This window comes from Bacillus sp. 005/A4HT-01/001, assembly GCF_004634445.1.
Classification (GTDB): domain Bacteria; phylum Bacillota; class Bacilli; order Bacillales; family Bacillaceae; genus Bacillus; species Bacillus altitudinis.
Genome location: NZ_SEIZ01000006.1, coordinates 145,904 through 160,381 on the forward strand (window position 1 = coordinate 145,904; position 14,478 = coordinate 160,381).

Here is a 14,478-nt window from a genome sequence, read left to right on the forward strand (position 1 = left end):
ATATGAAAGGAATGCTTTATTTAACAGGAGCCATTTTGACAGAGGTGTTTGGCAGTACGATGCTGAAGCTTTCGCAAGGTTTTACACAGGTGCTGCCGAGTATGGGGGTGCTGATCGGATTTGGGTGCGCCTTTACCTTTCTCAGTTTGGCACTCAAAACAATTGAGCTGTCATCTGCATATGCCACATGGTCTGGGGTCGGTACAGCACTTACTGCTCTTGTGGGCCTCGTACTATTTAACGAAACCATTCATATGAAAGGATTCATTGGTCTTGCACTTGTCATATGCGGCGTCATTGTCTTAAATCAATCCAAAAAACAAAAGAAAGAACCCTTCGATCAAACCGAATGGACGTCATAAAAAAAGTCATTTTCTCCATTAATCAAGAGAAAATGACTTTTTTATCTTAATAACCAGCTTTGATGGTTTCTTCTAAGGAAATATGGACATTCCCTTGCACAGCTCTAGAGATCATACATGAGCTTTCAGCTTTATGTGCAAGCTTACGAGCTCGTTCTATGTCCTGTGCAGTAGCAGACTCTTTGAGAATGATGACAGGACGGTGAATGATTTTCTCATATGTAAACACACCGTTTGTCACATCGACAACTGCCTCAGAGCTCATCGATAGATCCTCTTTCTCTAATTGACTCCGCTCCATCATGGCTGCAAGTGTAATGATATAACATGTGGCCGCTGCACCTAGGAGCATCTCATCTGGATTTGTTCCAATACCCGGTCCATCCATTTCTTTTGGAATGGAAATCTCCGTCTTTAACTGTGCACATTCGATTGTCCCCACATCGTTACGCAGACCAGGCCAGCTTGCCTGAAGATGAAAATGATGACGCGCCATATCTGTCTCTCCTTTTGTTATCACTTTTTATAGTGTAACAAGAATTCACCTTGCTGTCTTAAGATGTGCACCATCCTTACGTATATTCTTCATCCAGCACCGTGCGAATCGCCCTGACATACCGGTAGAACGTCTCGTTTTTTGTACTCGATCGATACCGAAAATCGAAACTGTCAAATAACGCTTCCCGTTGACTTCTACTAATCTCAAGCTGTACACTTTGCCCTGTTTTTGTAAGATTATTAATATTATGATTGCTCGTTCCGCTTAGGGTTGCGTGTGCAACTGCAAGTTCAGCAGAAAAACCGTTGCGCTCTAATGAGTTCACAATTTTTTCAGCACGGTCATAGTCTGTTCCGCCAACAAGGGTGTGGTCAATTCCCGGCTCCCCTTTATATCCATGAACAGCTAATACATAATCATGTGCTTTTGCCTGTGCGACTCCGATTGGTTCATCGAAGTTTGTACTTGTAATATGAAGTTCTGATGCATTTTCTCTAAAACCTTCAAATAAGTACGTAGAAAAATCGTTATCAAAAAAATGGACAATCTCACTAACGCCGCCTTCGATTCTCCCGCCATGAGGCGACATCACTAGAAGACGGCTGCCGGGCACTGGATTGGATGTGATTTGATAATGATCTGTTGATTCATTCTCTTCCAGTTCTTTAAAATTGCGATACATATCATTTGAACCGCTTTCGTCTTCTCCACCTGATGACACTGGCTCATCATGTTCCTGTGCTTGCATGGTATAATAGACGCCCCATCCGATGACAAGCAGGAGAAGCAAAGCAAAAAACTTCTTCATTCCCGTTCTCCTTTAACAGATTTCTAAGCCGTTTCTATGATTAATATTGAATCATCATTTCTTTTCATTTTTTCCACATTTTCTCTTCAAATTTGATCATAACACTCTAGATCATGAGATTCCTCAAAAATAAGATAATTGCATTTATATACACAGAAACGCCTCTCCTGATTGAAAACAGAGTTAGAATAGTATGACAAACAAATGAAGTTATGTTTAAAATGACCTAGTCCTACCCAGTCTGTTTTCTTTAATTCGTCTTTTTTTTATGCTGATTTGGTTTTTTTCATCTGGAATGAATCACATTTGTATGAGCATTGACCCTGTCTAGAACCCCCTTTTTTCTGCAGAATCCTCTGTTTTACTGGTTCTCTAAGAAGAACTCTCCCACCTATCATCGGCAGTTTTGATATGATTTCCACCTTTTTCTATTATTTTACAAAATGTAAACGCTTTTTCTTTTTGGATGAAATGAGTCAGACGCCAATATGAACAAAAGAAGGGACAAGAATCCGAACGAAGATGCTGTCATGTTCATAACGTAAGAGTGTACGAGAATTGATAGCTAGAATGGAGGGCATCACATGTTTGGATTTTCCATGGTACAAATGGTCAGAACACATGCTAGTAAATTGGATCAACCTTTAAGAGAGACCGTCCTTCACCTCTATAAACCTTTTAAGTGGACACCTTGTTTTCTTCATCGTTTTTTTGAAGGTAGGTTAAAGAAGAGCAAGAAGCTTCGGGTCATCATTGAATTTAAAGAAGATGCAGTCGAAGCAGGTATTCAAAGCACAAAGCAGCTATTGAAAAAAAGCAGAAAAACAAACATCAAAAAACATTTTTCACACATTGACTGCTGCGCAGCTGATCTTACCCCTGCTGCTTTAGAGGAACTCTTAGCGAATGGGGAGCATATTCGCAAAATATATTTAGACAGACAGGTACATGCACTGCTGGATGTGGCGACACAATCAAGTCATGCGGATGAAGTCGTTCGAAATGGCACGACCTTAACTGGCGAAGGCATTACGGTTGCGGTCGTTGACACAGGCGTATACCCACATGAGGACTTAGATGGAAGAATTCGCGACTTTGTAGATTTAGTCAAACAAAAAACGAAACCTTATGATGATAACGGTCATGGAACGCATTGCGCTGGGGATGTGGCTGGAGACGGAGCTGCTTCAGGTGGCTTATACAAAGGTCCTGCTCCAAAAGCCAATATCATTGGGGTAAAAGTGTTAAATAAACAAGGAGCTGGATCACTTTCTACTATTATAGAAGGTGTTGAATGGTGCATACAGTTCAACGAAGACCATCCTGACGACCCAATTCACATTATCAGTATGTCACTTGGCGGCGATGCGCAGCGTTATGATGACGAACAAGACGATCCGATGGTGCGCGCTGTCAATGCGGCTTGGGATCAAGGGATTGTCGTATGCGTTGCTGCTGGGAACTCCGGCCCTAACAGTCAAACGATCGCCAGCCCTGCCGTGAGTCAAAAAGTCATTACAGTCGGAGCATACGATGATCGAAATACGCCCGAATCAAGTGACGATGTCGTGGCACCATTTTCGAGCAGAGGTCCAACGGTCTATGGTGAAACAAAGCCCGACCTCCTCGCACCAGGAGTCAATATCGTCTCTCTTAGATCACCAAGATCATTCCTAGATAAACTAGATAAATCAAGCAGAGTCGATGATGTTTATACGACATTATCTGGCACTTCGATGGCGACACCCATTTGTGCCGGTATCTGCGCACTATTATTAGAGCATTCATCAGATTTAACTCCTGATGAAGTCAAAACTTTATTAAAAGAAAATACAAGCAAGTGGTCTGGAGAGGATCCAATGATTTACGGAGCAGGTGCCATCGACGCAGAAAAAGCAATCCAAGAATAAATAAAAAAGCCCTTTACGTTTTTCGTAAAGGGTGTTGTTTTATCTGTTTTTATGTGTGAAGTCTTTCTTCTACTTGAGCAGCTGACATGTTATGCTTCGTTCTCATACATCTCATCTCCTTTTTGAATGTGCGTACGCGCTTCGATCACAATTTCAAAAAAAGTGGAAGATTCCTTGTACATGTCGCGTTCCTTATAATAATTAGCCGCATCAAGTGCCAATTCCTCTAAATCAGCAAACATTTTTTTGTTTCGTAGTCCCAAAAGGGCTGACCTCAATTGTTCCCAGCTGTCTGTTTCTATATAGAGTGCCTGTAAAAATTGGAATTTCAATTGATAAATTTCATCTCCCAATATAGAGGCCTGATTCATGCCTTCCTTTATAGCCTCACTCGCTCGCTCCATATCTTCGAGTTTAAAACAAGTAAGAGCCAGTGAAAACAATGATTTGATCATCGTTGCAGCTTGATCTTTTTGATAAAGTGAAATGGCTTGTTCAAAGAAGACAGTCGCTGTATGGTAGGTTCCCATACTATAATGACAAGTTCCTAAGTTATTGAGGGCCATCGCCTTAAAATAAGATGTGCATTCTTTTCTTTCCATTGCTTCACACACTTTTAAAGCTTTTTCTAAATAAGGGAGCGCTTTTTGATGCTGACTTACATCAATCCAATTACCTGCCATCACAAAATCGCATTGAATGCTTCTTTTTCCATAAAGCTGATGTTTCTTATAGATGTCTCTCGCTTTTTTCGCATAATGCATAGAAAAATAGGTTTGTTTCATATGATAGTATACTTCAGCAATTTTATAATAAAATTCCGCTTTTTCGATCTCATCTGTCACTAAGATCAGCTGATGTTCCGCATGCTTATAATAGGAAATGGCTTCGATATACCGGTGCTGGGTAAATGCATACATTCCATGAAAAAAATGAAAGTAATAACCCAATAAACCCGTCATCTCATCTTCTGCCTCTTCAATTTCTTTTGGAAAAGAAACCGCTTGAAGCGATTCATTCCCTGCATGGACTGGCGTTAAGTGCTGAAGCATCATTTGATGGCGAAAATCCATGAGAGAATAATAGAGTAATAAATCTTGATCTTCTTCCATCTCATGAATGTCTTCTTCAACAAGGCGCTTCATATCGTTTGCCTGATCAACTTCAAATTTGCAAATATGTGTGTACCATTGATTGATTTTTACACCTACTTCGGAAGATGGTATTTTGTGTGCCATCCACTTCAGCCCCATTCTATCATATCAAACTGATAACTATTATTTTACATAATTTATGATTTTAAGGCAAATTGTCATTTATTTCATATTTTATGTTGATTTTGCACATTTCTATCTTTTTTACCAAGTTTAAAGAGAGTACTTTTGCCCATCAAAACCTTTTTTCTACGAAGAAGGGTCGAATTCTCTAAGCACTTCTTTTAAACCACTGACATAGCGACTAAATGCTTTTTTCTTTCCTTTTCTCGTATCAAAGTTGTCAAAAAAGGCTTTTCTCTGCGCCGTACTAATTTCTAACTGGACACTTTCGCCACTGGCATTTTGATTATTAATGTTGTTTGGATCCGTTCCAGAGAGGCGCTCGCCTTTTTGCACGAGCTCTGCGGAGAAGCCCCGGTCTTTTAGTTCTCGCACAACCGCTTCTTGCATTTTTTCGTTTGTCCCGCCCACAAGTGTATGTCTTCTATCACTTTTATAGCCGTGGATTGATATAGAAAAGGGATATGTTTTAATCATTTGAACCAAAATCGGTTCATCGAATTTTGTACTAGTGATATGCAAGTCACGATTGTTATCTTGTTTTGTTCCTTCAAATAAATACGTAGAGTACTTCTTTTCAAATGCTTCTACAATTTCACTTGTTCCTGGTTCAATTTCGCCGCCGTGAGGAGAAAAGACAAGTAATTCACTTCCCCCTTTTTCATGAAACTCTATCTCATAGCCGTCTCTTTCATGCCGTATAAGCTGTTTAAAACTTTCATATTGATCCCCTTTTTTTCGCTCTTTCTTATACTTTTCTACTTCTTCATGATGTTGTTTTTGCTCTTTATTTTCTTGGATAGAATGGCTGCATTTCACCATTAAAAGAGCACACAGGATGAGAAAGATGAATCCACTTATGAGTAGTCTTTTCATTTCACCGCTCCTTTTCATTCTCTTCGATGTCATCTTATCGCATTATTTTACTATCAATCGCTAAAAGAATTCAAAGAATGTCCGGCTCCTTTTCATGAATCAGGAGAAGTTACCTGTTTTTTTATGTTGCCCTAGGTATTTTCGGCTTCTTTAAAACGGTTCATGTGTAAGTAAAAACTAAATCCTATGACCTCATTTTAGTTTTAGTCAAAAACACCTACAAAATTGGGAATTTTCATCTTTTTTCAAATAAAAAAGCTGTAAACAAAAGGAATATCTCCTTCTGTTTACAGCCAGTCTCTGTATATCCAGCATCAAACTCTTAATTCATTCTCTAATGCTGTCAGCACTTCATCTTGCGACATGCCTTGTGCAAGTGAAATTTCGCTCACTAACATGCCCCGTGCATCTTCAAGCATCTTCTTTTCACTAGAATTTAAGGCTTTTTTCTGATTACGTCTCATCAGATCTTTGACAACGTCTGCGCCATCTTCAATCGAACCCGTTTTTAGCTTTTTCAGATTTTCATCATATCTTTGCTTCCAAGTAAGCGTGTCGTCGTTTGTTTCTTCTGCAAAATTGTTCATCACAACTTTCAGCGTAGCTTGATCAGCTACCGGACGTATACCTAGTTGATTGATTCTGCCTTTTGGGACCATCATCTGCATATTCGGCATTTGAATCAGAAAATATTCCTGCGTCTTACCTAAAATCTCTTTTTCTTCCATTCCTTCAATCACACCGGCTCCATGCATTGGATAAACAATTTTATCACCTATTTGAAACAAATCCGCCACCTCCGAAAGTATTCACAATATCATTATAACACATTTCAGCAGAGGATAAAAATTTATATTTTATCATGTTAATTTAGCACTAGTCAATTCTTTTTATTTGAGTTTTTAAAGAATTAGCCTTTTTTTACAAAAGGAGCGCCACCATCCAGTCCTCGTACACCTTTCTTGCATATACTAGCATTGAGTCACATTTAGGAGGGATGACAATGTGCAAATGCAAGAGCAAACATTCCCACTCAAAATGCTATAAAAAGCATGACGATCATCACCATATTGAGCCGTGTGAAAAAAAGATGTCTTATCATAAAAAAGATGATTGGTTTGAGAGCGATTTTTGGGATACGTCAAGAAGCTACGATCCCCATTATTTTCCTAAAAGTGTCTGTAGCAGATGTAAGAAGCGTCGCAGAAAAAGACATAGCTTCTCATTTTAGTGCTTGACGCTGCACCTGCTTTTGTTTTCCCGGCTGAAAAGCCGGTTTTTTTGTTGCATGTTGTTCTTTTCTTTCATATGGATAGGCTCATGAAACAGGTGCAGTTCATAAGATATGGCAACCTGAAAAAAAGGATGAGATACAAAATGAACAATATGAATAACCAAACCAACCATTACCATCAAGGAAATCCCTATCACACGTTTGAAAATGTGTATACAGCCAATCATGAGCATATGATCGCACCAAACATGCATGACCCTATGAATATGCCAAATCATTATCATACCGGTAAAAAAGATGCTTATAGCGGACACCATCCGCATCATCATTCAGCCTATTCCCCTTTTATGAAGCAGTATGAACCCTATTCAAATGTACAGATGAACGATCACCATCACTTCGGTCACTACGGCGGTTATGGTATGGCTCCCTACCAGCCATATGGCTATCATGATATGCAGATGATGATGCCGGCAAATCATCATATGACAGGAAATGCTTACGGAATGAACCAACCAAATGCATTCCTACCCCGTTATTACTAAAAAACAAGCAAAATAAGGGTATAAAATACCATTTAATGACATATAGGAATATGGTAACCTTATAGGTAAATAATGGATGTAATCATCTATTATTTACCTATAATCAACCAAGGGGGAAGGAAGAAATGAAGAAAACATGGACAATCATTATGATGGGGATGCTTACATTGGTCATGGCACTCTCAGTACCGCTAGCCGCATCAGCTGAAGGGGCTAAAACAGAGGAAGGCAAAGCTTCAACAAATGCACGACCAGCTGCACTTTATGCAAAAATCACAGGAGCAAGTAAACAGGAATGGTCTTTTTCTGACATTGACCTGACTTACCGTCCAAATTCTGTTCTTAGTATTGGTGCAGTTGAATTTACTTTACCAGCAGGTTTTCAAGCCACAACAAAGGATATTATCAACGGAAAAGCATTAAAAGACAGTTACATTTTGAACAACGGAAAAACTGTCCGCATTCCAGCTCGTTTCGATTTATTCGGAAGTTCCCAATATACATTACAACTTTCTCATAAAGTACTTCCTGCTGCAGGTACATATACGTTCCGCGCAGAAAATCGTGCGATCAGCATTGGTTCCACATTTTATGCAGAGGATACGATTGATATTAATAAACGACCAGTTGTCGTCACACCGCCAAATCCTTGCGGATGCTAAACGAAAAAGCGCTCTTAGAGCGCTTTTTCTCATTCATCACAACCCTTGCCGCTGTGCTTACTGCATTTTATATAATTGTTACACCATATCTCATTATGGTCTGTCATCATTTAGTTGGCAAACTCATATATGGCGTTTTTTATTATTATTTTTGCTCTTTTAGTTTTTTAAAAATCACAAATTGATATACGCCAAATAGTAAGGTTAGAATCATCATTGCGGTAAATAGTTGGTCGACTGGAAGCAAAAAATATACGACAAAAAAAGATAAGAGCAAAACAAAGTAACCTATATTGAACGCTTTTTTGAATGTCATCATATTCCCTCCTTTTTACAATCATATCACGCTACACCTAATCGTATAACCAAATAACAAAAACCCCTATCCATTTGAGGAAAGGGGTTATCCTTACAACATGACAGCAGATGTTTATCTTCACATCACAAAAACACGAACCAAACTATCGGATTGAAAAATTAATTGGTGGGCAAACCGATTCACCCACCAGCTAAAATCCTGCTACATCACCCGTTTAAACATTTTTTCCATTTCGTAAGTGGAATGATGAATCATAATCGGCCGGCCATGCGGACATGTAAATGGGTCTTGTGTTTGGCGAAGTTCATCTAATAAGGCTTTGATTTCATCGTGACGCAAATGACGATTTGCTTTAATCGAGCCTTTACAGCTCATCATGATCGCCGCTTCTTCTCTCAGTTTCTTGATATCCACACGCTTTTCATCAAGTACTTGCTGAATGATTTCTTCGATGAGTTCAGCCTCTTCTCCTTTAGGAAACCACTGCGGATGCGATCGAACGATATAGCTGCCTGATCCGAATGGCTCTAAGAAGACCCCTACTTTTGCTAAAATATCGATATGCTCTTCAATAATCAACATATCGTTTTTTGAGTAGTGAAAGGTTAATGGAACAAGCATTTCTTGCACTTCCTGTTCAATGTCTCCTACCTTTTCACGAAAGTACTCATACTTGATTCGCTCTTGGGCAGCGTGCTGATCGATGATATAAAGACCGCGTTCATTTTGAGCCAAAATATACGTTCCGTGCATTTGTCCAATCGGATACATCACAGGGACACGTTCACTTTCAGCCTGATGCTGGGCTGCACTGTCTTCCAGTATCACTTCGTCATGTTGTTCATGCGAAGCTGCAGATTCCTCTACATATACATGGTCAAACGTTTCTTCAGACGATGCTGGTAAAGTCGCTTCCGTACTTTCCGGTTCACGCATCCCGTATGTGTCGTTCTGACTGGTCTCGTATACAGCCGATTCGAGCGAGTCCGGCTCATAGGAAACCGGTGTTTCCATTCGGCTTTTCATTGCTTGTTTAGAATCAAAAGATAAAGACTGCTGCTCATTTTTCACTGCTGGCATTGGTGCTTTTTTTGGCACTGAAGCACTTGGAATGAGCTGCTGCTTTTGAAAGACGTCCTTAATCCCTTGTTTGATCAACTCATGAAGTTCCTGCTCTTTACTTAGTCTTACTTCAAGTTTAGAAGGATGTACGTTCACATCGACTAAAATTGGGTCCATCTTCATCTCAATAAATGTAATCGGATGGCGTCCGATCGGGAGCAGTGTATGGTATCCTTCATGAATGGCTTTCACCAGCGGGAAATGCTTGACATATCTGCCGTTGACAACAGAAGACATATAATTACGTGATGCCCTTGTCACTTCTGGTAAGGAAATATAGCCTTTTACTTCAAAATCAAGTGATTGTACATGTAGTGGCAGCATTTTTTTGGCCACTGCCGTTCCATAAATGGACGCAAGCACATGCCGCACATCTCCGTTTCCATTTGTTTGAAGCAGCACTTTTCCTTGATGTCGCAAACGAATCGACACTTCTGGATGAGCAAGTGCAATTCGGTTCACAACATCAGAAATGTTGCCAAGCTCCGTATGAACAGTTTTCATGTATTTTAGACGGGCTGGCGTATTATAAAATAAGTTGGTGACCACAATTTCGGTGCCGCGACGGCCAGAGGTTTTTTTCTCCGAAATGATCTTCCCGCCTTGGAGAGCTAAGTGTGTTCCAGCACCTTCACCGGTACTTGTCTTCATTTCTAAGTGAGAGACAGAGGCAATACTTGGCAGCGCCTCCCCCCTGAAACCGAGCGTCCTGACACGAAACAGATCATTTTCATCTTTGATTTTACTCGTCGCATGACGCTGAAAGGCGAGCTTACAATCTTCAGCATCGATTCCCACCCCATTATCAATAATTCTAATAGAAGAAAGTCCTGCTTCTTCTACATCGATTTCAATGACAGTACTACTAGCATCGATCGCATTTTCCACGAGCTCCTTCACAACAGAAGCCGGACGTTCGACCACTTCACCAGCTGCAATTTTATTTGATAGGTCATCGGATAACTGAATAATCTTTGCCATTTCTTGCTCACCTCACCTTACATTATAATTTCTTTTGCAATTCATATAGCTTTGTCATCGCTTCAAGCGGTGTCATATCCATTAAATTAAATGACTTCAATTCTTCGATCACTGCTTGATCTTTGTTTTTCAGCAAAGGTTTTGTTTGCGGTTTTTCTTCCACTTCAAAGAAAGAAAGCTGCTGTTTTTCCTCAGCCAGTTCTTTTTTCGGGGCTTTAGAGACGCGCGGAATCACTTCATGTGATCCGCTCTCAAGCTCCGTTAAGATGGTCTGAGCTCGATCAATGATCGCATCAGGCAGTTCAGCAAGCTGCGCTACATGGATGCCGTAGCTTTTATCCGCTGCTCCTTCTTTGATTTGATGTAAGAAAACAACTGTCCCTTCATGCTCTTCAGCTCGTACGTGTACATTTTTCAGTTCGCTTAATTGGGATTCAAGTACCGTCAGTTCATGATAATGAGTGGAGAAAAGGGTTTTGGCACCAATATGATCATGCACAAATTCAATGATTGCCTGTGCAAGAGCCATTCCATCATAAGTGCTTGTCCCGCGTCCAATTTCATCAAATAAAATCAAACTGTTCTTTGTCGCATGTACCATCGCATTTTTTGCTTCAAGCATCTCTACCATAAAAGTACTTTGACCAGAAATCAAATCATCTGCCGCCCCAATGCGTGTAAAGATTTGATCAAAAATCGGAAGGGTTGCCTTTGATGCTGGCACAAAACAGCCGATTTGCGCAAGAATCGAGATCAATGCCATTTGTCTCATATATGTGCTTTTCCCTGACATATTCGGACCAGTAATGAGCAAGGTTTGTCTCCCTTTGCCCATTTGGCAGTCATTCGGCACATACTCTTGATGATCCATCACTTTTTCAACAACAGGATGACGACCATCAATGACTTCCACTTCATCTGATGAAAATTCAGGGCGAACATAACGCCGTTTTTCACTCACAGTGGCAAAGCATTGCAGCGCATCAAGCTCACTCATTTGTTTTGCAAGCAACTGTAATCTAGGAATATAGGCTTTTACTTGTTCCCGAAGCGCAGAAAATAGTTCATATTCCAATTCACTAATATTTGATTCCGCCTCAAGAATAAGGGCTTCTTTTTCTTTCAATTCAGGTGTAATATACCGCTCTGCATTGGCAAGGGTTTGTTTTCTTTCATAACGGCCTTCTTCTAATAAATGCGTATTTGCACGGGTCACTTCGATATAGTAGCCAAACACTTTATTAAAGCCGACTTTCAACGATCGAATGCCTGTATATTCTCTTTCTTGCTGTTCAAGACGAGCGATCCAATCTTTCCCGTTTCGGCTCGCATCACGATATTCATCTAATTTTGCATTGTAGCCATCTTTAATCAAATTGCCTTCTTTTAACGTCATCGGCGGATTCTCATAAAGAGCATCTTCTAATAAATCAAGTAAATCAACGCATGGATCAATGTCATTTGCTCTAGATTTCGCCATACCCTCCGGGAGAGAATGGACAAGCTCTTTAATAGCCGGCACTTGCTTGAGAGATTCTTTCAATTGAATAAGATCACGGGCATTCACATTTCCAAATGCCACACGGCCTGCTAGACGTTCAAGATCATACACTTGCTTTAAACGTTCTCGCAGATCCTCTCGCTCAAAGAAATGTTCCATCAAAATTTGCACCATTTCCTGGCGTTCTTTGATTTGTGAAAGGCGGATGAGCGGACGATCGACCCATTGCTTCAGCAATCTTCCGCCCATTGCCGTTTTTGTTTCATCTAAGAGCCATAATAAAGAACCCTTCTTGCTTTTTGAACGGATGGTTTCTGTTAATTCAAGGTTTCTTTTTGAGTAAAGATCAATTTTCATCGTTTGTTCAAGCTCAAATACTTGAACTTGCTGAAGATGATCAAGACTCCTTTTTTGCGTTCTTCTTAAGTATGCATAGAGTGTTAAAAATGCCATTTTCAGATGTTCGTCAAGATGAGCAACGAGTCGTTCAGCTTCATCTATTAATTCATCGCTATCTTCGTATGAAATGGTCGCTTGGCAGCGTTCCTTCAGGGTTTTCACCGTTTCTTCATCGAGCTGCTTTGATACCACAATCTCTTTTGCACCGACAGAATAAATTTCAGACACAACTTCATCTAACCGTTCAATGAAAGCCGCCATGTTTTCACCTGTTGATAAATCGGAAAGCGCAAGACCGTAGCCATTTTGAAAGCTGGAAACAGACGCGATAAAGTTATTTTCGTTTTCATTCAGTCCTTTGCCATCCATGACCGTACCTGGTGTAATCAGTTGAACGACCTCTCTTTTGACCACACCTTTTGCTGTTTTAGGGTCTTCCACCTGCTCACAAATGGCGACTTTATAGCCTTTTTCTATCAGTTGTTCTATGTATGCAGACGCAGAATGATATGGAACACCACACATTGGAATCGTGCCGCCATCCCTGCTTGTTAACGTAATTTCTAATTCTTGTGCTGCTTCTTTTGCATCATCAAAAAACATTTCATAAAAATCGCCTAAGCGAAAAAATAAAAAGGCATCTTGGTAATCTGCCTTGATCTTTAAATATTGCTGTATCATGGGCGTATAACTTGCCATATTTCTAATCCCTCACTATATTACTTTCGAATTCATACCATCTTTCATTATAGCATAAAAATTCACCTTTTTTCCCTAGATCAAGGCACAAAAAAACTAGGGGGATATGCGCCCTAGTCATCAATTACTCTTCTGGATCACCCGCGAGGAATTCTGGATGAATATCTTCTAATTCCTCATCCACTTCTTCTTCCCATTCGTGATCATCTTTTTCTTTCCAGCTTGAATTGACTTCTACAACAATTTTGGTTTCCCCTACTACTTCAGCAATGAATTCACGCTCTGCTTGAACGACAATTTTATTGCCATTTGGAGAAATGGTGACTTCTAAGCAGTTGGGCTGCTGTAAGACTTTCGCAATCACTTCGTGCTCATCATCAAGGAAGTTTTTATCTTTATATCTCAGTTTGATGATATCTACATATTTTACACGTTCTGTGACCACTTCGGTTTTCGTGTTGTCTGCGTAAGAATACCACACGTTAATATCAAATGTACCTTCAATCTCAACTGTTTTACCGACCTTTTCGGCATCATACTTATGATTAATGATCCAACCGCCTAGGATGCTGGTTGGTTTTTGCGATGGAGAAATGGTGTGTGTGCTTTGGGTAAATTTCCTCCCTTTTGCAACCACCGCTTTTGTAATAATTTCTCTGTATTCAGACATTCCGGCATGCCTCCTTGTTCTTGATCGTTTTATCTTATGCTGGGCATTCGTCTAGTGTGTCACGATTTTGAGTCTCATGTTCAATTAAATTCATTTCTGTTTCAGTGTATGCATGGTCGCCCATAAACTTGCCTTGAAAATTGGAAAAGTTGGAGAGTGAGAGATTGGGGTTGATGGAAGCTGAAGGAGAAAGAAGGTATGCAATTCTTACATCAGAAAACAAAAAACCCCGCATCTGCGGGGTTTTCAGCTTGTAGACAAAGTCTACAAGCTTTTTTGTATAATAAGGGTAATAACACAATTCTGTGGGGGATGAACATGTTATCGAAACGTGAAGAAGAAAGAAGAAATCAATTAGAAGTAGTGGCTTTAGATGAATTAGTGCCTCAAGATCATCTTGTACGAAAAATAGATCAAGCAATCGATTTTGACTTCATTTATGATCTTGTCAAAGATCATTATAGTTCCGACAATGGCAGACCAAGTGTTGATCCTGTTGTTCTCATTAAGATGGTCTTAATCCAATATCTATTTGGTATTCGCTCTATGCGTCAAACCATTAAAGAAATTGAAACCAATGTGGCTTATCGTTGGTTTATTGGATATGGATTTTC

Annotated in this window: 14 protein-coding genes; 5 read left to right on the forward strand and 9 right to left on the reverse strand. The window is 40.0% G+C overall.

Going from position 1 to position 14,478, the window contains the following annotated elements; translation table 11 throughout:
* Nucleotides 1-2 precede the first annotated feature (2 nt).
* Nucleotides 3-362 carry an SMR family multidrug efflux transporter EbrB gene (gene erbB, locus ES896_RS16875; RefSeq protein ID WP_017359037.1) on the forward strand — a complete coding sequence of 120 codons (360 nt, stop codon included), beginning with the start codon at nucleotides 3-5 and terminating at the stop codon, nucleotides 360-362.
* A gap of 46 nt (nucleotides 363-408) precedes the next feature.
* Here erbB and ES896_RS16880 read toward each other — a convergent pair whose 3' ends face one another.
* Both ES896_RS16880 and ES896_RS16885 read right to left on the reverse strand, forming a co-directional pair.
* Nucleotides 409-858: an OsmC family protein gene (locus ES896_RS16880; RefSeq protein WP_017359038.1), complete on the reverse strand. Its 450-nt coding sequence runs from the start codon at nucleotides 856-858 to the stop codon at nucleotides 409-411.
* Between the two features lie 76 nt (nucleotides 859-934).
* Nucleotides 935-1,669 (reverse strand): poly-gamma-glutamate hydrolase family protein, encoded by a 735-nt coding sequence (locus tag ES896_RS16885; protein WP_017359039.1) that lies wholly within the window; start codon nucleotides 1,667-1,669, stop codon nucleotides 935-937.
* 584 nt (nucleotides 1,670-2,253) lie between these two features.
* Between ES896_RS16885 and ES896_RS16890 the strand changes: the two genes are divergently transcribed.
* A complete protein-coding gene (locus tag ES896_RS16890; protein ID WP_046343570.1) occupies nucleotides 2,254-3,579 on the forward strand; it encodes a S8 family peptidase in 1,326 nt (441 codons plus the stop codon).
* 89 nt (nucleotides 3,580-3,668) lie between these two features.
* On the opposite strand, the gene ES896_RS16895 is transcribed toward ES896_RS16890, so the two are convergent.
* The 3 genes from ES896_RS16895 to ES896_RS16905 form a co-directional block, all read right to left on the reverse strand.
* The gene (locus ES896_RS16895) at nucleotides 3,669-4,817 is read right to left on the reverse strand and encodes a Rap family tetratricopeptide repeat protein (RefSeq protein WP_017359041.1); all 1,149 of its coding nucleotides are present in this window, start codon (nucleotides 4,815-4,817) and stop codon (nucleotides 3,669-3,671) included.
* 165 nt (nucleotides 4,818-4,982) lie between these two features.
* Complete coding sequence (locus ES896_RS16900) at nucleotides 4,983-5,732, reverse strand: poly-gamma-glutamate hydrolase family protein (RefSeq protein WP_135227069.1); 750 nt, start codon at nucleotides 5,730-5,732, stop codon at nucleotides 4,983-4,985.
* 314 nt (nucleotides 5,733-6,046) lie between these two features.
* Nucleotides 6,047-6,520: a CarD family transcriptional regulator gene (locus ES896_RS16905; RefSeq protein ID WP_007499456.1), complete on the reverse strand. Its 474-nt coding sequence runs from the start codon at nucleotides 6,518-6,520 to the stop codon at nucleotides 6,047-6,049.
* Between the two features lie 589 nt (nucleotides 6,521-7,109).
* Here ES896_RS16905 and ES896_RS16915 point away from each other — a divergent pair.
* Nucleotides 7,110-7,511, forward strand: coding sequence for a hypothetical protein (locus tag ES896_RS16915; RefSeq protein WP_135227071.1), 402 nt, complete (start codon nucleotides 7,110-7,112; stop codon nucleotides 7,509-7,511).
* 125 nt (nucleotides 7,512-7,636) lie between these two features.
* Nucleotides 7,637-8,173: a biofilm surface layer hydrophobin BslA gene (bslA, locus tag ES896_RS16920; protein ID WP_017359045.1), complete on the forward strand. Its 537-nt coding sequence runs from the start codon at nucleotides 7,637-7,639 to the stop codon at nucleotides 8,171-8,173.
* A 145-nt stretch (nucleotides 8,174-8,318) separates the two neighbouring features.
* On the opposite strand, the gene ES896_RS20185 is transcribed toward bslA, so the two are convergent.
* From ES896_RS20185 to cotE, 4 genes are all read right to left on the reverse strand, one after another.
* Complete coding sequence (locus tag ES896_RS20185) at nucleotides 8,319-8,489, reverse strand: hypothetical protein (protein WP_017359046.1); 171 nt, start codon at nucleotides 8,487-8,489, stop codon at nucleotides 8,319-8,321.
* A gap of 204 nt (nucleotides 8,490-8,693) precedes the next feature.
* Entirely contained in the window at nucleotides 8,694-10,595 is a 1,902-nt protein-coding gene (mutL, locus tag ES896_RS16925) for a DNA mismatch repair endonuclease MutL (protein ID WP_135227072.1), read from the reverse strand.
* Nucleotides 10,596-10,617: 22 nt separating this feature from the next.
* Nucleotides 10,618-13,194: a DNA mismatch repair protein MutS gene (gene mutS, locus ES896_RS16930; RefSeq protein ID WP_135227073.1), complete on the reverse strand. Its 2,577-nt coding sequence runs from the start codon at nucleotides 13,192-13,194 to the stop codon at nucleotides 10,618-10,620.
* A gap of 124 nt (nucleotides 13,195-13,318) precedes the next feature.
* Nucleotides 13,319-13,864 (reverse strand): outer spore coat protein CotE, encoded by a 546-nt coding sequence (gene cotE, locus ES896_RS16935; protein WP_007499466.1) that lies wholly within the window; start codon nucleotides 13,862-13,864, stop codon nucleotides 13,319-13,321.
* A 318-nt stretch (nucleotides 13,865-14,182) separates the two neighbouring features.
* On the opposite strand from cotE, the gene ES896_RS16940 reads away from it, so the two are divergent.
* The coding region (locus ES896_RS16940; protein ID WP_135227074.1) for a transposase at nucleotides 14,183-14,478 on the forward strand (296 nt) is incomplete at its 3' end.